The sequence below is a fragment of the Kitasatospora sp. NPDC008115 genome (assembly GCF_042957205.1).
Lineage (GTDB): Bacteria > Actinomycetota > Actinomycetes > Streptomycetales > Streptomycetaceae > Kitasatospora.
The window spans coordinates 42,337-59,473 of the sequence record NZ_JBIBHU010000028.1 but is presented as its reverse complement, the minus strand read 5'-3'; the positions used below and the strand labels follow the sequence as shown (position 1 = coordinate 59,473).

The 17,137-nt window shown below is 74.6% G+C and carries 13 protein-coding genes, 1 pseudogene and 1 riboswitch; of the genes and pseudogenes, 12 read left to right on the top strand and 2 right to left on the bottom strand.

All coding sequences use genetic code 11. The annotated features are described in order from the left end of the window. The first annotated feature begins 14 nt into the window (after positions 1 to 14). From ACFZBX_RS29575 to ACFZBX_RS29555, 5 genes are all read left to right on the top strand, one after another. On the top strand, positions 15 to 1,022 hold the full coding sequence (locus ACFZBX_RS29575; RefSeq protein WP_391536879.1) for an HpcH/HpaI aldolase/citrate lyase family protein: 1,008 nt from the start codon (positions 15 to 17) through the stop codon (positions 1,020 to 1,022). 30 nt (positions 1,023 to 1,052) lie between these two features. Continuing rightward, entirely contained in the window at positions 1,053 to 1,556 is a 504-nt protein-coding gene (locus ACFZBX_RS29570) for a MaoC family dehydratase (protein WP_380753691.1), read from the top strand. Positions 1,557 to 1,707: 151 nt separating this feature from the next. Next, entirely contained in the window at positions 1,708 to 2,910 is a 1,203-nt protein-coding gene (locus ACFZBX_RS29565; RefSeq protein WP_391536878.1) for an acyl-CoA dehydrogenase family protein, read from the top strand. 468 nt (positions 2,911 to 3,378) lie between these two features. After that, complete coding sequence (locus ACFZBX_RS29560) at positions 3,379 to 4,071, top strand: phosphatidylserine decarboxylase (RefSeq protein ID WP_391536877.1); 693 nt, start codon at positions 3,379 to 3,381, stop codon at positions 4,069 to 4,071. Beyond that, on the top strand, positions 4,058 to 4,936 hold the full coding sequence (locus ACFZBX_RS29555) for a CDP-alcohol phosphatidyltransferase family protein (RefSeq protein WP_391502180.1): 879 nt from the start codon (positions 4,058 to 4,060) through the stop codon (positions 4,934 to 4,936). The genes ACFZBX_RS29560 and ACFZBX_RS29555 overlap by 14 nt, the downstream gene beginning before the upstream one ends. A gap of 78 nt (positions 4,937 to 5,014) precedes the next feature. Here ACFZBX_RS29555 and ACFZBX_RS29550 read toward each other — a convergent pair whose 3' ends face one another. After that, entirely contained in the window at positions 5,015 to 6,340 is a 1,326-nt protein-coding gene (locus ACFZBX_RS29550) for a hypothetical protein (RefSeq protein ID WP_391536876.1), read from the bottom strand. 379 nt (positions 6,341 to 6,719) lie between these two features. After that, positions 6,720 to 7,835 (bottom strand): alpha/beta hydrolase family protein, encoded by a 1,116-nt coding sequence (locus tag ACFZBX_RS29545; RefSeq protein ID WP_391536875.1) that lies wholly within the window; start codon positions 7,833 to 7,835, stop codon positions 6,720 to 6,722. Between the two features lie 167 nt (positions 7,836 to 8,002). Continuing rightward, a riboswitch (cobalamin riboswitch) is annotated at positions 8,003 to 8,215 on the top strand. 33 nt (positions 8,216 to 8,248) lie between these two features. Here ACFZBX_RS29545 and ACFZBX_RS29540 point away from each other — a divergent pair. The 7 genes and pseudogenes from ACFZBX_RS29540 to ACFZBX_RS29510 form a co-directional block, all read left to right on the top strand. Further along, positions 8,249 to 9,235, top strand: a complete 987-nt coding sequence (locus ACFZBX_RS29540) for a cobalamin biosynthesis protein (protein ID WP_391536874.1) — start codon at positions 8,249 to 8,251, stop codon at positions 9,233 to 9,235. Continuing rightward, the gene (locus tag ACFZBX_RS29535; protein WP_391536873.1) at positions 9,232 to 10,773 is read left to right on the top strand and encodes a cobyric acid synthase; all 1,542 of its coding nucleotides are present in this window, start codon (positions 9,232 to 9,234) and stop codon (positions 10,771 to 10,773) included. Before ACFZBX_RS29540 ends, ACFZBX_RS29535 begins: the two co-directional genes overlap by 4 nt. Next, positions 10,766 to 12,892 carry a putative cobaltochelatase gene (locus tag ACFZBX_RS29530; RefSeq protein ID WP_391536872.1) on the top strand — a complete coding sequence of 709 codons (2,127 nt, stop codon included), beginning with the start codon at positions 10,766 to 10,768 and terminating at the stop codon, positions 12,890 to 12,892. The genes ACFZBX_RS29535 and ACFZBX_RS29530 overlap by 8 nt, the downstream gene beginning before the upstream one ends. A 5-nt stretch (positions 12,893 to 12,897) precedes the next feature. Continuing rightward, positions 12,898 to 13,503: a cob(I)yrinic acid a,c-diamide adenosyltransferase gene (gene cobO, locus ACFZBX_RS29525; protein ID WP_380763029.1), complete on the top strand. Its 606-nt coding sequence runs from the start codon at positions 12,898 to 12,900 to the stop codon at positions 13,501 to 13,503. 35 nt (positions 13,504 to 13,538) lie between these two features. Then, the gene (locus ACFZBX_RS29520) at positions 13,539 to 14,975 is read left to right on the top strand and encodes a cobyrinate a,c-diamide synthase (protein WP_391536871.1); all 1,437 of its coding nucleotides are present in this window, start codon (positions 13,539 to 13,541) and stop codon (positions 14,973 to 14,975) included. A gap of 237 nt (positions 14,976 to 15,212) precedes the next feature. Next, positions 15,213 to 16,688, top strand: coding sequence for a M6 family metalloprotease domain-containing protein (locus ACFZBX_RS29515; protein ID WP_391536870.1), 1,476 nt, complete (start codon positions 15,213 to 15,215; stop codon positions 16,686 to 16,688). Positions 16,689 to 16,739: 51 nt separating this feature from the next. Next, positions 16,740 to 17,137 (top strand): annotated as a pseudogene (locus tag ACFZBX_RS29510) (hypothetical protein); the annotation flags it as partial.

The following is a 17,137-nucleotide window of genomic DNA, read 5'->3' as shown; positions in this document are numbered from 1 at the left end:
GAAGGACCCCACCCATGTCCCACCCGTCGCCCGCCACCACCCTTCTTTCGAGCGGCTCCGCCGCAACCCCCGACCGCCTGCGCCCGCGCCGCTCCTGCCTGGCCGTACCCGGCAGCAACCCGCGCTTCCTGGAGAAGGCCCAGGGCCTGCCCGCCGACCAGGTCTTCCTCGACCTGGAGGACGCCTGCGCCCCGCTGGTCAAGGAGAGCGCCCGGCACACCATCGTCGACGCGCTGAACAACGGCGACTGGGGCGGCAAGACCCGCGTCGTGCGGGTCAACGACTGGACCACCCACTGGACCTACCGCGACGTGATCACCGTGGTCGAGGGCGCGGGCCCGAACCTCGACTGCATCATGCTGCCCAAGGTCCAGGACGCCGAGCAGGTCAGGGCGCTCGACCTGCTGCTCACCCAGATCGAGAAGACCATGGGCTTCGAGGTCGGCCGGATCGGCATCGAGGCGCAGATCGAGAACGCCAAGGGCCTCATCAACGTCGACGCCATCGCCCAGGCCTCGCCCCGGCTGGAGACCATCATCTTCGGCCCGGCCGACTTCATGGCCTCGATCAACATGAAGTCCCTGGTCGTCGGCGAGCAGCCGCCCGGCTACCCGGCCGACGCCTACCACTACATCCTGATGCGCATCCTGATGGCCGCCCGCGCCCACGACCTCCAGGCGATCGACGGCCCCTACCTCCAGATCCGCAACCAGGAGGGCTACCGCGAGGTGGCCGGCCGCGCCGCCGCGCTGGGCTTCGACGGCAAGTGGGTGCTGCACCCGGACCAGGTCGCCGCCGCCAACGAGATCTTCTCGCCCTCGCAGGAGGACTACGACCACGCCGAGCTGATCCTCGACGCCTACGACTGGTGCACCTCCGAGGCCGGCGGCTTCAAGGGCTCGGCGATGCTCGGCGACGAGATGATCGACGAGGCCAGCCGCAAGATGGCGCTGGTCGTCTCCGGCAAGGGCCGCGCCGCCGGCCTGCAGCGCACCTCCAAGTTCGAGCCCCCGCAGGCCTGAGAACCGCCGACCCCAAGGAGCCACTGAGACATGCAGTTCGGACGCACCTACGAGGAGTTCGAGGTCGGCGCGGTCTACAAGCACTGGCCCGGCAAGACGGTCACCGAGTACGACGACCACCTCTTCTGCCTCCTCACCATGAACCACCACCCGCTCCACCTGGACACCAACTACGCCGAGCGGACCACCGACTTCGGCCGGAACGTGGTGGTGGGCAACTACGTCTACTCGCTGCTACTCGGCATGTCCGTCCCGGACGTCTCCGGCAAGGCGATCGCCAACCTGGAGATCGAGTCGCTGCGGCACGTCGCGCCGACCTTCCACGGCGACACGGTCTACGGCGAGACCACCGTGCTCGACAAGTGGCCGTCCAAGTCCAAGGACGACCGCGGCATCGTGTACGTCGAGACCAAGGGCTACAAGCAGGACGGCACGGTCGTCTGCATCTTCCGCCGCAAGGTGATGGTGCCGACCGCGACGTACACCGAGGCGCGCGGCGGCGAGCAGCCCGGCCGCCCGACCCCGCTCGGCTGAGCCCGGCTCCTCCCCCCCAGAGCCCCGGACGGGCCGGCCGCCGTCATCGGCCGCGCCCGACCCGGTCCACGGGGGCTCCGCGGAAGCCACGCCCGCGGAGCCCCCGCCCCCCACACTCCTCTTTTCCCTCAGGCATGACAGGAGCCGCACGATGGGACGCCTCGCACAGACCGACGGCCTCACCGAGATCCAGCGGGACATCCTCGCCACCGTGCGCGAGTTCGTCGACAAGGAGATCATCCCGGTCGCGACCGAGCTGGAGCACAAGGACGAGTACCCGGCCGCGATCGTCGAGGGCATGAAGCAGCTCGGCCTCTTCGGCCTGACCATCCCCGAGGAGTACGGCGGCCTCGGCGAGTCGCTGCTCACCTACGCCCTGGTGGTGGAGGAGATCGCCCGCGGCTGGATGTCCGTCTCCGGCATCGTCAACACCCACTTCATCGTGGCGCACATGATCAACGCGCACGGCACCCGGGAGCAGAAGGAGTACTTCCTGCCGAGGATGGCCGCCGGCGAGATCCGCGGCGCCTTCTCGATGTCCGAGCCGGGCCTGGGCTCCGACGTCGCCGCGATCAGCACCAAGGGCGTCAAGGACGGGGAGTTCTACGTCCTCAACGGCCAGAAGATGTGGCTGACCAACGGCGGCACCTCCACCCTGGTCGCGGTGCTGTGCAAGACCGACGAGGGCGGCTCCACCCCCTACAGGAACATGACCACCTTCCTGATCGAGAAGACGCCGGGCTTCGGGCCGAACCCGACCGTCCCGGGCCTCACCGTGCCCGGCAAGATCGAGAAGATGGGCTACAAGGGCGTCGACACCACCGAGCTGGTCCTCCAGGACGTCCGCGTCCCGGCCGACCGGATCCTCGGCGGCGTCCCCGGCCGCGGCTTCTACCAGATGATGGACGGCGTCGAGGTCGGCCGGGTCAACGTGGCCGCGCGCGGCTGCGGCGTCGCCCGGCGCGCCTTCGAGCTGGGCGTCGCCTACGCCCAGCAGCGCACCACCTTCGGCAAGCGGATCGCCGAGCACCAGGCCATCCAGTTCAAGCTCGCCGAGATGGCCACCAAGGTCGAGGCCGCCCACCAGATGATGGTGATGGCCGCCCGCAGGAAGGACGGCGGCGAGCGCAACGACCTCGAAGCGGGCATGGCCAAGTACCTCGCCTCCGAGTACTGCAAGGAGGTCGTCGAGGACTCCTTCCGGATCCACGGCGGCTACGGCTTCTCCAAGGAGTACGAGATCGAGCGGCTCTACCGGGAGGCCCCGATGCTGCTGATCGGTGAAGGTACTGCGGAGATCCAGAAGATGATCGTCGGGCGCCGGCTGCTGGAGGAGTACCGCATCGCGGAGTGATCCGCGGCCTCGCGAGCCGCCGGTCGACGGGCGTGCGGGCCCGTCCCGGCACCGCGCCGTGCCCCCGCCCGGTGGCCTGGTCCGCCCCGGGTCCGGCACGGCCCGCCCGGGCGGCCGCAGGGCGTACGGCTGCCGCCACACGCCCTGCGGCCGCTTCGGCGTACCCCGGGCCGCTCCCCGGCGGCCCTTCCCGGCTCCCCGACGGGCAGCCGCGCACCGGCCGCCCGGGCACGGTTGAGACATGAGTCACCAGCTTCGCCCGGTCCCTTGGGAACCGGAGCGGGGCGAGCTACGGTCGTAGGGAAGGGGCGCGGCTGCGCCTCCGCCAGGTCACATGACGAGCAGGCGGGTTGCCCACCCACCGTCTGCTCCCGATAGCATCCACCGGGACAGCAGACGTCCCTCTATTACCCGATCCCGCGGTGGCCCCCGTCCAGCGGCCATGATCCCCCGCGACAAAGGTCTTCGATGCCCATCAGCCCGTCCCCTCACACCTCCGTCACGGACCGCGACGCCCTCGCAGCCACGACGGCCGGTCGTCGGCCCCGCGTGTCCATCGCGCGCGGAGCCACCCCCTGGTTCGTCCCCACCCTCGCCACGGCCGCCGTGACCACCGCCCTCACCCGGCGCAGTGGCGCGTGGGCCCTGGCGGCGGTACCCGCCTGTGCGCTCGGCGCCGGCATGCTGTGGTTCTTCCGCGACCCCGAGCGTGAGATCGGCACGGGCAGAGTGATCTCCCCCGCCGACGGCGTGGTCCAGAGCATCGACGCGTGGCCGGACGGCCGGACCCGCGTGGCGATCTTCATGAGCCCGCTCAACGTCCACGTGAACCGGGCCCCGCTGCCCGGCACCGTGACCTCCGTCGAGCACGTGCCCGGTGGCTTCGTGCCCGCGTTCAACAAGGACAGCGACCAGAACGAGCGGGTCGTCTGGCACTTCGACACCGAGCTCGGCGACATCGAGATGGTGCAGATCGCGGGCGCCGTGGCGCGCCGGATCGTGCCGTACGTGGACGCCGGTACCAAGGTCGAGCAGGGCGAGCGGATCGGTCTGATCCGGTTCGGGTCCCGGGTCGACACCTACCTGCCGGCCGGCGTCGAGGTCGGCGTCGAGGTCGGCCAGAAGACCACCGCCGGGGTGACACGCCTTGACCGTGACTGATCCTGAGACGATCGTCGGCCTGGACGACGAGGAGACGGCCCTGCGCCGCCGCCGCTGGGCCCGCGACCGCGAGCTGCGCGCGCCGCGCTCGCCGCAGCACCTGTCCACCGCCGACTTCCTGACCCTGGGGAACGCCGTCTGCGGCTTCCTGGCGATCTACTCGATCACCACCGGGGTGCTGGTCCCGCACATCACCAACCCGGACGCCGCGCCGGACAAGCACAGCGCCGCCACCGCGGTCACGCTGCTGCTGATCGGCTCGATGTGCGACCTGTTCGACGGGCTGGTGGCGCGCAAGCTGCGCTCCTCCGCGCTCGGGGCCGAGCTCGACAACCTGGCCGACCTGATCAGCTTCGGCATCGCGCCGGCCTACTTCGTCGCGGTCTGGGGCATGGTCTCGCCCGGCTCCAACAGCCGGCTCTCCGCGCTGATCGCGCTGACCGTGCTGCTGGCGGTGGTGCTGCGGCTCGCCCGCTTCTCCGCCGTGAAGATGCGGCCGGGGGTGTTCCAGGGCATGCCCTGCCCGATGGGCGCCATGACGGTGATCGCCATCGTGCTGCTCGACCCGCCGTTCCTGCCCGGTCTGCTCGCCATCTTCGGCGCGGCGTACCTCATGGTCAGCCGGATCGAGTACCCGAAGCCGCAGGGTCTGCTGGCCACCGCGACGCTCTGCTGGATCGTCGTCTCGATCGGCTGCCTGGCGGCCTGGGCGACCGGTCTGCCGGGCGGCGACAACCTGCTGCACATCGGCGCGTTCGCGCAGATCGCGCTCGCCGCGATGGCGCCGCTGCTGGTCATCCGCCGCAAGGTGGGGCAGAAGGTCGGCGACGTCCGGGCGCGCCGCGCGGAGTCGCGGATCGGCTGACGTCCCTCCTCGGGCATGCGGAAGGGCCCGGTTCCCCTCGGGGAGCCGGGCCCTTCCGCATGCGGTGCGCGCGGGCGGCTACGCGCCGCCGCGGTGGACGCTGAAGGCCGAGCGGCGGGCCGCGCGGGCCACGCCCGGGTCCGGGTGGACGCCGGAGACGGCGGTCAGCACCGAGGCCGCCCGCGGGTGCCCGGACTGCCGGGCCCGGGCGAACAGCCGCACCGGGTCGCCGGCCGAGGCGCCCTCGACGTGGCCGACGAGCAGTTCCGTTTCACCGTGGTCGAGCACGGCCGCGGCGGTGTCCACCCAGAGCCAGGCGGCGTCCTCCGCGCCCAGCACATCGGCCGGGGAGACCCCCTCGTCCGAGCGCTCGGCCAGCCAGAGCAGCGCGTAGGGGCGCAGCACCGCCTCGTCGACGACGGCCCGGACGGCCTGCTCGGCGGTCACGCCGGCCACCCGCAGCGCCTCGAAGGCCAGGCCGCGCACCAGCGCGTCCTCGCCCTGCGCGGCCTCCAGCAGCTCGGCCACCGCCCGGTCGGCCGGGCGGGCGGCCAGCCAGGCCCGGTACTCGGCGCGGGCCGGTCCGGGCGAGTAGTCGGCGCAGGCGCTGAGCAGCTCCAGGGCGCTCTGCTCGATGTGGCCGGCGGCGGTCTGCGCGACGGTGCAGATCTCCTCCAGCTTGGCCCGCACCGCCCAGTGCCCGAGCGGGGAGAGCTCGGCCGCGTTGTCCCGGCGGGCCAGCGCGCCGACGGCGGCCAGGCCGTCCAGCATCCAGTCCAGGACGGCGGCGACGTCGGCGGGCGCGGCCGGGGTGTCGATCTGCGGCTCGCGGCAGGTGCCGCGGACGGCGGAGACGGCGGAGGCCGCGTGCGGGACGGGCGAGAGGCCGAAGGCACCCTCGCCGCCGCCGACCCGGCGCTCGTCCAGGCCGCGCCTGAGCAGCTCCAGCAGCTCGACGTCGGCCACCGGGCCGTCCACCAGGTGGAGGAAGGAGAGCAGCTGCGGCGCCTGGTCGACGGCCTGCCCGGCGAGCACCGCGAAGACGCCGCGCAGGGCGGCGGGCGGCACCGGGGCGAGCAGCGTCCAGGCGTCGAACAGGGCCGACCAGCCGCGGACCACCGCCTCGTCGTCGTGCTCCCAGGCGTGCAGGCGCCAGCCGGGGCCGGCACCGCCGTCCCGGGCCTCGACCAGGCCGACCAGCAGGGCCTGGCCCCACGCCTTGGCGGCGGCGCCCACCGTCATGGCGAGGGCGCGGCCGGCGGCGCGGGCGTCGTCGGGGAGCAGCTCGCCGCGCTTGTCGACCTCGTCGAGATCGCCGGCCCAGCGGGCGATCCGGACGGCGTCGACCAGCATGCGGCGGGCCAGCGGGGCGAGTTCGGCGGGGGCCGGGAAGCCCTCCGGCACGGGGACCCGGCCACGGCCGGGTGCGGGGGCGGGGCCTCGTCGGCGGGGTACGCCCGGGGCCCCCGGCCTGGCGCCGGCGGGGCGGTGGGCCGTTCCGGGGAGACGGGTCACCGTCGCACCGGTACCGATCGTCGGCGGGAGCGGGGCATCACGGTCGCGCGGATTCCGAGACGTCACGTCGAGCAGTCTTCCCCTTGTACCGGCCATCTGTCACATCCGGTTGTCCGCGCGGGGCGGGCGGAGGGCGCGGGGGCTCGACAAGATCGGGCAACAGAGGCCAAACCGGCTGGCTTGATCTTTGTGGCGGGTCCATGCCAGGTGGAACCGGGTGTGCCGCGCGTTCCGGACGCGACGGGGGTGAGTGCCGGGCGGGAGGGGGTCAGCAGAACGGGGTGAGCCAGCGGCGCAGGGTCTCGGCGTAGCGGTCCGGGGCGGTGTTCCAGAGAGCCGCGTGGTCACCCCCGGGGAAGGCCTGGAGGTTGACGACGTCCGGGCGGCGGTGGGCGAGGCGCTCGGCGGCGGCGAACGGGGCCACCGGGTCGTCGGGGCCGTGCAGCACCAGGGTGGGCACCCGCAGGTCGGTGCCCTCGGCGAGGCGGGCGAAGTCGGCCAGATCCACGCCGGTGCGGCCCTGGGCGGCGAGCGCGCCGAGTTCGGCGGCCGCGCCCCGGAAGCCGGAGCGGGCCGCGCCCCGGCGGGCGGTGGCCGGCCAGTCCAGCACCGGCGAGTCCAGGACCAGGCTGCTGATCGAGGAGGCGAGGTCCGAGCGGGCGGCGGTGTGCAGGGCCATCGTGGCGCCGAGCGACCAGCCGTAGAGGACGACCCGGCCCGCGCCGGCCTCCAGGGCGGTGCGCACCGCCGCCTCGACGTCGCGCCACTCCGCCTCGCCGAAGTGGCCGAGGCCGTCCGGGGAGGCCGGGGCGCCCGCGTCGCCGCGGTAGGTGACGGCCAGGGCGGGCAGGCCGAGGCGCTGCAGCTCCGGCAGGACCGGCAGGGTCTGCGCCCGGTCGGCGTCGGGGCCGTGCACCAGGACCACCCAGGTGCCGCGCTTGCCGTCCAGGCGCCAGGCGGGCATCGCGCCCAGCTCGCCCTCGACGGCGGTGTCGGCGAACGGCAGGCCGAGCGCCCGGGCCGGGTCGCCGAGGTGGACGCGCGGGGTGAAGCGGACCTCGGTACCGGGGGTGAGGGTGCCGCGGTCGGCGCGCACCAGGCGCCGGGTGACGTCCTTCTCGTCGAGCTCCAGGACCTCCTCGACCACCGCGTGGCCGTCCTCGCCCCACTCGACGGCCCAGCGGCCCGGGCGCTCGCTCACCGCGGTGCGGGTGAAGGTGGCCCGACCGGCGCCGAGGCCGCGCACCAGCACCGGGCCGGTCCGGGCGCGGTCCCTCCCGGCCGGACGGACCATCCGCTCGGACGCCCTGCGGCCGATCACCAGGACGGCGGCCCCGGTGCCGACGGCGGCGGCCGCCACGGTGGCCGCGATTCCCCAACGCATACTCGCTCCCCGCTGCTCGGTGTCCGGCCCGGTGTCTGGACCCACCCCTCAGTCCACTCGCGCGGGCGGGGGGAAGCCAGCAGGACACGGCCGTCCGGGTAGTTCCGGGAGGAAAGTCACACAGGTCCGCCGGGGTGGCCCGGCGTGTGACCAACACCCTCCACGACCTCGGTTGACTCCCGGTTCGGGCCCGTGATGGGATCCTTCAGCCAATACGGAGGCATGCAGAGGAAGCCGGTGCGAGTCCGGCGCGGTCCCGCCACTGTCACCGGGGAGCACGACCGGAACACGCCACGGCGGGCCGTCAGAAGCCGCTGGAAGGCCCGGATCGCGCGTACGACCCGGAAGCCAGGAGACTCTCGCCCCCGGTTCGTCGATCCAGGGCGCGGACCCTGAGTGAGGACACGCACGCGATGCTGCGCCCTGCCGTGCGCCCGCTGGGCCGGGCCGCCGCCTTCGGCGCCGGCGCCGTCGCCGGCTACCTGGCCGACGCCCGGTTCGCCGACCCGCGCCGCGGCCACCCGGTGGCCGGCTTCGGCTCCGCCGCCGGCCGGCTGGAGCGCCTCCTGTGGCGCGACCACCGGGCCGCCGGCACCGCCTTCACCGCCCTGGCCGTGGGCACCGTCGCGGCCGGCGCGCTCGCCGCCGACCGGCTGCTGGCCCGCCGTCCGCTCGGCCGGGCCGCCCTCGCCGCCGCCGCGACCTGGACCGTGCTCGGCGGCACCTCGCTGACCCGGGAGGCCCGCACCATCGGCCGCTCGCTGACGGCGGGCGATCTGACGGCGGCCCGGGAGCGGCTGCCGCACCTGTGCGGGCGCGACCCGAGCGCACTGGACGAGCGGCAGCTGGCCCGCGCGGTCGTCGAGTCGGTGGCCGAGAACACCGCCGACGCCGTGGTCAACGCCCTGGTCTGGGGCGGCGTCGCCGGCACGCCCGGCCTGCTGGCGTTCCGCGCGGTGAACACCCTGGACGCGATGGTCGGTCACCGCTCCCCCCGCTACGCCCGGTTCGGCTGGGCCTCGGCGCGGCTGGACGACCTGGCGGGCTGGCCGGGCGCGCGGCTGACCGCGCTGCTGACGGTCGCCGCCGCCCCCGAACCGCGCACCGCCTGGCGGGTCTGGCGGCGCGACGGCTCGGCGCACCCCAGCCCGAACGCCGGTCAGGCCGAGTCGGCCTTCGCGGGCGCGGTGGGCGTGCGCCTGGGCGGGACGCTGCGGTATGGCGCGAGGGTGGAGCACCGTCCCGTGCTGGGCGGGGAGCTGCGGCCGGTCGGGGTGGACGACATCGAACGCGCCTGTGTGCTCTCCCGGCGGGTGAGCGCGCTGGCCCTGGGTACGACCGTCGCCGGGCACCTGCTGCTCCGGGCGGCGCTGATCAGGAATCGGAGGGGTGGGGCATGAGCAAGGCGCTGCTGGTCGCCGGGACGACCTCGGACGCCGGCAAGAGCGTGGTCACCGCGGGCATCTGCCGCTGGCTGGCCCGGCAGGGTGTCGCGGTCGCGCCGTTCAAGGCGCAGAACATGTCGCTGAACTCCTTCGTCACCGCCGACGGCGCCGAGATCGGCCGCGCGCAGGCGATGCAGGCACAGGCGGCCCGGGTGGAGCCGGAGGCGGCGATGAACCCGGTGCTGCTCAAGCCCGGAGCCGACGGTCGCAGCCAGGTGGTGCTGCTGGGCCGGCCGGTCGCCGAGGTCGGCGCGCTGGACTACCGCGAGCGCAAGCCGGTGCTGCTGGAGCGCGCCCTGGAGTGCCTGGCGGACCTGCGCCGGCGCTTCGACGTGGTGGTCTGCGAGGGCGCGGGATCGCCCGCCGAGATCAACCTGCGCGACCGCGACATCGCCAACATGGGCCTGGCCACCGCCGCCGGGCTGCCGGTCGTCGTGGTCGGCGACATCGACCGGGGCGGCGTCTTCGCGGCGATGTACGGGACGCTGGCGCTGCTGTCGGCGGAGGACCAGCGGCACGTGGCGGGCTGGTTCGTCAACAAGTTCCGCGGCGACGCGCGGCTGCTCGCCCCCGGCCTGGAGATGCTGCGCGAGCTGACCGGCCGTCCGGTGCTCGGCACCCTGCCGATGCTGCCGGACCTGTGGCTGGACGCCGAGGACTCGCTCGACCTGTCCACCGTCGTCGACCGGACCGCCGCGCGCGGCCCGCTCGGCGCGGACGTGCTGCGGGTGGCGGTGCTGCGCCTCCCCCGGCTGTCCAACTTCACCGACCTGGACGCGCTCGCCCAGGAGCCCGGCGTGCTGGTCCGCTGGGCCACCCGCCCGGAGGAGTTGGCCGACGCCGACCTCGTCGTGCTGCCCGGCACCCGGGCCACCGTCGCGGACCTCGCCTGGCTGCGCGAACGCGGCCTGGAACCGGTGCTCAAGGCGCGGGCGGCGGCCGGGCGGCCGCTGCTCGGCGTCTGCGGCGGCTACCAGATGCTGGCGCACTCGATCGTCGACGAGGTCGAGTCGAAGGCGGGATCGGTGGACGGCCTCGGGCTGCTGCCGACCCGGGTGCGGTTCGGCGCGGAGAAGGTGCTCGGCCGGCCCGTCGGCGAGGCGTTCGGGGAGCGGGTCGAGGGCTACGAGATCCACCACGGCGTCGTCACGGTGGAGGGCGGCGACGCGTTCATCTCTGATGACAATGGACACAGCCTGGACGGCTGCCGGGCGGGCCAGGTGTGGGGAACCACCTGGCACGGCGCGCTGGAGAACGACGGCTTCCGGCGCGCCCTGCTGCGGGAGGTCGCGGCGGCCGCCGGCCGGGCGTTCGTCCCCGCGCCGGACACCTCGTTCGCGGCCGCACGGGAGGCCCGGCTGGACCGGCTGGGCGAACTGATCGAGGAGCACGCGGACACCGACGCGTTGTGGAAGCTGATCGAGGGCGGGGTACCGGCGGCCGGATCGCTGCCGTTCCTGGCGCCCGGGGCCCCTGGGAGCATGCATGAGTGACGTCCGTTATCCGTTCACCGCGATCGTCGGCATGGCCGACCTGCGGCTCGGCCTGCTGCTGAACGCCGTCTCCCCGGCGGTCGGCGGGGTGCTGGTGCGCGGCGAGAAGGGCACCGCCAAGTCGACCATGGTGCGGGCGCTGGCCGGGCTGCTGCCGTCCATCACCGCCGTCGACGGCTGCCGCTTCGCCTGCGACCCGGCGGCGCCGGACCCGCAGTGCCCGGACGGCGCGCACGCCAGAGCGCCGGGCTCCGCGCGCCCGGCCCGGCTGGTCGAACTGCCGGTCGGCGTGTCCGAGGACCGGATCGTCGGCTCGCTGGACCTGGAGCGGGCGCTCGCCGAGGGCGTCAAGGCGTACGAGCCGGGCCTGCTCGCCCAGGCGCACCGCGGCGTGCTCTACATCGACGAGGTGAACCTGCTCCAGGACCACGTGGTGGACCTGCTGCTGGACGCCGCCGCGATGGGCCGCTCCTACGTCGAGCGCGAGGGCGTCTCGGTGCGCCACGCGGCGCGCTTCCTGCTGGTGGGCACCATGAACCCGGAGGAGGGCGAGCTGCGGCCGCAGCTGCTCGACCGGTTCGGCCTGACGGTGGAGATCGCCGCGACCCGGGAGCCGGTGGAGCGCGCCGAGGTGGTGCGCCGGCGGCTCGCCTACGACGCCGACCCGGCCGGCTTCGCCGCCCGCTTCGCCGAGGACGAGCGGGCGCTGGCGGCGCGGATCACCGCCGCGCGGGAGCTGCTCGCGGCGGTGGAGCTGACCGACACGGCGCTGCGCCAGATCACCGCCGTCTGCGCGGCCTTCGAGGTGGACGGCCTGCGCGCCGACATCGTGATGGCCCGCACCGCCGTCGCCCTGGCCGCCTGGGACGGGCGCACCGAGGTGCTGGCGGAGGACGTCCGCAAGGCCGCCCAGCTGGCGCTGCCGCACCGCCGCCGGCGCAACCCGTTCGACGCGCCCGGCCTGGACGAGGAGCAGCTGGACCGGCTGCTGGAGGAGCACGCCCAGCAGGAGCCCGAGCCCGAGCCGGAGCCCGCGCCCCCGGCCGCCGAGGGGTCCCAGGACGACGACCCGGACCCGGAGGGCGGCCCGGACGGCGGTGGACCGCAGGACGGCGGCCCGGACGGCGGTCCCGACGGCGGCGGGGGCGGCGGCGCGCCGGAGCCCTCCGGTCCGGACGGCCCGCCCGTCGAGGCGCCCGGCCCGGAGGCCGGGGAGGACGCCGCCGCCCCGCAGCCCGTCCCGGCCCAGCACCCCTCGCCCGCCCGGGAGTCGGCGCCGGTCGCGGCCGGCGACCCGTACCGCACCCGGCTGTTCGCGGTGGACGGCACCGGACGCGGCGCCCAGGGCCGCCGCTCCCCCGCCGAGACCGACGGCGGCCACACCGTCCGGGCCCGCCGCCCGCGCGGCCGGCTCACCCGGCTGCACCTGAGCGCCACGCTGCGCGCCGCCGCCCCGCACCAGGTGGCGCGCGGACGCTCCTCGCGCGCGCTGGTGCTGCACAAGGACGACTTCCGCGAGCAGGTGCGCCAGGGCCGGGAGTCCAACCTGGTGCTGTTCGTGGTGGACGCCTCCGGCTCGATGGCGGCCCGGCAGCGGATGACCGCCGTCAAGGGCGCGGTGCTGTCGCTGCTGATGGACGCCTACCAGCGCCGCGACAAGATCGGCATGATCACCTTCCGCGGCGCCGCGGCCGATCTGGCGCTGCCCCCCACCTCCTCGGTGGAGGTCGGCGCGGCCCGGCTGGAGTCGCTGCCCACCGGTGGGCGCACCCCGCTGGCGGCCGGCCTGCTGCGCGCGCACGAGGTGCTGCGGGTCGAGCGGCTGCGCGACCCGGACCGCCGCCCGCTGCTGGTCGTGGTGACCGACGGCCGGGCCACCGGCGGCGGCCGGGACGCCGTCGCCCAGGCGCACCGGGCGGCCGGCCTGCTGGCCGCGCAGGGCGTGGCGAGCGTGGTGCTGGACTGCGAGTCCGGCCCGGTCCGGCTCGGCCTGGCCCGCACCCTGGCGACCCGGCTGCGCGCCACCGCCGTGACCCTGGACGAGCTGCGCGCCGACGGCGTCGCCTCACTCGTCCGCGAGAACCGTCCGACCACCACCGCATCGCGAAAGGCGGCCTGAGCCCCATGCCCAAGGGTGTCCCCGAGAGCGTCCCCGACGACGGCCTGACGACCCGCCAGCGCCGTACCCTGCCGATCACCGCCGTGCACACCGGCCCCGGCAAGGGCAAGTCCACCGCCGCGTTCGGCATGGCGCTGCGCGCCTGGAACCAGGGCTGGCCGGTCGGGGTGTTCCAGTTCGTGAAGTCCGCCAAGTGGAAGGTCGGCGAGGAGAACGCGCTGCGGGTGCTCGGCGCCTCCGGCGAGGGCGGCACCGTCGACTGGCACAAGATGGGCTCCGGCTGGTCCTGGATCCAGCGCACCGACGCGATGGAGCTGGACAGCGAGGCGGCGGCCAAGGAGGGCTGGGAGCAGGTCAAGCGCGACCTGGCCGCCGAGACCTACCGCTTCTACGTGCTGGACGAGTTCACCTACCCGATGCACTGGGGCTGGATCGACCCGGAGGAGGTGGTGGCCGTGCTGAAGGACCGCCCGGGCAGCCAGCACGTCGTCATCACCGGCCGGTACGCCCCGGAGGCGCTGACCGGGTTCGCCGACCTGGTCACCGAGATGACCAAGGTCAAGCACCCGATGGACGCCGGCCGCAAGGGCCAGCGCGGCATCGAGTGGTAGCCGTCGAGTCATAGCCGGAGAGCACTGAGAGCCCCATGGACATCCCCCGTCTCGTCGTCGCGGCGCCCTCCTCGGGCGCCGGCAAGACCACCATCGCCACCGGCCTGATCGCCGCGCTCACCGCGCGCGGGCTGGCCGTCTCCCCGCACAAGGTCGGCCCGGACTACATCGACCCGGGCTACCACGGGCTGGCCGCCGGGCGGCCGGGCCGCAACCTGGACGCGTTCATGTGCGGGCCGGAGCGGATCGCCCCGCTCCTGCTGCACGGCGCGGCCGGGGCGGACGTGGCGGTGGTCGAGGGCGTGATGGGCCTGTTCGACGGCGCCTCCGGGCGCGGCGAGCTGGCGTCCACCGCGCACGTGGCCAAGCTGCTGCGGGCGCCGGTGGTGCTGGTGGTGGACGCCTCCTCGCAGTCCCGGTCGGTGGCGGCGCTGGTGCACGGCTTCGCCTCCTGGGACCCTGAGGTGCGGCTGGCCGGGGTGATCCTCAACCGGGTCGCCTCCGACCGGCACGAGCAGCTGCTGCGCGAGGCCCTGGAGGAGGGCTCGGGCGTGCCGGTGCTGGGCGCGGTGCGGCGCTCGGCGGCGGTCGCCACGCCGTCCCGGCACCTGGGGCTGATCCCGGCCGTGGAGCGGTCGGCGGAGGCGCTGCGGGCGGTGGCGGACATGGGCGGGCTGGTCGCCGCCTCGGTGGACCTGGACGCGGTGCTGGCGCTGGCCCGGACGGCGCCGCCGCTGGCCGGCGTCGAGCCGTGGGACCCGGCGGCGGAGGTGGGCGGGCCCGTGACCGTGGCGGCCGGCGCGTCGGGCGGGGGTACATCGGGCAGGGGTACATCGGGCGGGGGCGCGCCGCGGATCGCGGTGGCCGGGGGCGCGGCGTTCTCCTTCTCGTACGCCGAGAACGCCGAGCTGCTGGCCGCCGCCGGCGCCGAGGTGGTGCCGTTCGACCCGCTGCACGCCGAGGGCCTGCCGGAGGGCACGGCCGGCCTGGTGATCGGCGGCGGGTTCCCCGAGCTGTACGTCCGGGAACTCAGTGCGAACGATCAACTGCGGGCCGCGATCGCCGCGTTCGCGGCCTCGGGCGGCCCGGTCTCCGCCGAGTGCGCCGGACTGCTCTACCTCGGGCGCGAGTTGGACGGCCTGCCGATGTGCGGGGTGCTGGACACCGCGGCCCGGATGACCGAGCGGCTGACCCTCGGGTACCGGGAGGCGGTCGCGCTGCACGACTCGCCGCTGGCGCCGACCGGGGCCAGGCTGCGCGGGCACGAGTTCCACCGGACGGTCTGCGAGCCGGGCGCCGGCGAACGGCCCGCCTGGGGCTGGCGGTTGCCGACCGGTCCGCGCACCGAGGGATTCGCGGGTGCGGCGGGCGCCGACAATGTTCACGCTTCGTATCTGCACCTGCACTGGGCGGGATACCCGCAGCTCGCCGCCTCCTTCACGGCCGCCGCCGCCGCGTACCGGGCGGGCTGAGCCCCGCCCGGCGGAAACCGACAGGCCCTCGGGTCTGGTCAGGCGGCTGTGCGGGGCGTCAAAATAGGGACAGACAACCGCATATCGCCCCATTCGCAACCGGTACCGGCCAGACCCGACCACCTTTCGGCGAGCCGACCGATTGCCGGCGACCGCCCACTCGGCGGGGCGCCGAACACGCCCCAGTGGCGCCGCACACGCCCCGGCGGGGCGAGCAGGCTCGAAGGAGCCGTCACGATGCGTTACACATTAACCCCGCTGCGTCCCAGCCCCATCACCGACCTCCCCACCCCCCACGAACCGCACGTCTGTCCGGTGCCGCTGTCACCGGAGGCGTTCCAGGGACTCTACGACGAGTACCGGAACCTGATCGAGACCCGCCGGCTGCCCAAGCACATCACCTTCGGCCAGTACTTCTACGTCTGGCGTTCCCGGGTGCGCGGCGAGAACGTCATCGGCCTCGACGACGGATCGCCCCGCCCCGGTCCCAGCACCGACGCCCAGCTGATCACCCGTCCGAGCAAGAAGCTCACGGGCGTGGTCCGCACCATGGTGCTGCTGGTCGACTTCCCCGACCACCCGCACGACCCCGCGAACACCCCCGCGCACTTCGAGGAGCTGCTGTTCAGCTCCGGCACCTTCGCCACCGGCTCGATGCGCGACTACTACCGGTTGATCAGCGGCTTCGACCCCGCCGACCCGGGAGCCGGCGGCATCGACGTCCAGGGCGAGGTGCACGGCTGGTTCACGCTGCCGCACCCGCTGTCCTTCTACGCGGACAACCAGTCCGGCCTCGGCCGAAGGCCCAGGAACGAGCAGGGCATGGCCGCCGACGCGCTGGACATCGCCATCAAGCAGGGCGTCAAGTTCACCAAGGACCTCGATGCCCTCGACGACGGCAGGGTCACCGCGCTGTTCATCGTCCACGCGGGCACCGGCGCCGAGGCGGTCCAGAAGCCGGCCCTGGCGCAGGCCGCCCTGTGGAGCGCCAAGTGGGTCAACGAGACCCCCACCCCGGTCGCGCCCGGCCTGGCCGTGCAGACCTTCCTGACCGTCCCCGAGGACTGCAAGGTCGGCGTCTGCTGCCACGAGTGGGGCCACCTGGCCTGCGGCTTCGCCGACTTCTACGACACCGGCGACATCGAGTTCACCCAGTCCAACGGCCTCGGCAACTACTGCCTGATGGCGGCCGGCTCCTGGGGCAACAAGGGCGTCACCCCGGTGTACCCGAGCGGCATGCTGCGGATGTTCCAGGGCTGGACCACCCCGCAGGCCGTCACCAGCACCACCAAGGACATCACCCTGCGCCCCGTCTCCGAGGGCGGCGACGTCCTGTTCGTCCGCAGCCCGCGGATGACCCGCACGCAGTACATCATCGTCGAGTACCGCCGCCAGAGCGGGCAGGACAAGTTCCTGCCGGACCAGGGCATCGCCGCGTACGTCGTCGACGAGAGCATCGACAACGTCAACGACGAGAGGCACCTCGCCATCGAGCTGATGCAGGCCGACGGCCGGCGCGACCTGGCGAAGATCTTCAGCACGGGCAACCGCGGTGACGACACCGACCTCTACCCGTCGCTCGGCAACACCAGCATCGGCGAGCACACCCGCCCGGCGCTGAACGAGCCCGACGGCACCTGGAGCGGCGTCACCCTCGACATCGCCGGCACACCCGGAGCGGACCGGATGGAGGTGAGCGTGACCATCGAGTGACCCGGTCAGTGCGCCCGGTCCTCCGCCGGACCGCCCCTCCAGAGTGAACGGATGACCGCTTGTCAGGTGATCGTCCTCAACGGGGGCTCCGGCTCTGGGAAGCCCGGCATCGCCCGCCGTCCGCAGGAGGTGCCGCCGGATCCCTGGCCGGCCCTCGGGGTGGACACGCTGATCGCCGCCCTGCCCGCCGCGTTGCGCGGCTCCGACGGTGGCTCCGGCGGAGCCGCACCGGGCGCGGATGGTGAGGCCGGACCGGGCAGCGGCGGCGGTCCCGGCGTGTCCGCGGACGGTCCGGCCGGTCCGGCGGGTCCGGCGGGTCCGGCGGCTCCGGCGGGTCCGGCGGGTCCGGCGGCTCCGGCGGCTCCGGCGGCTCCGGCGGCTCCGGCGGCTCCGGCGGCTCCGGCGGCTCCGGCGGCTCCGGCGGCTCCGGCGGCTCCGGCGGCTCCGGC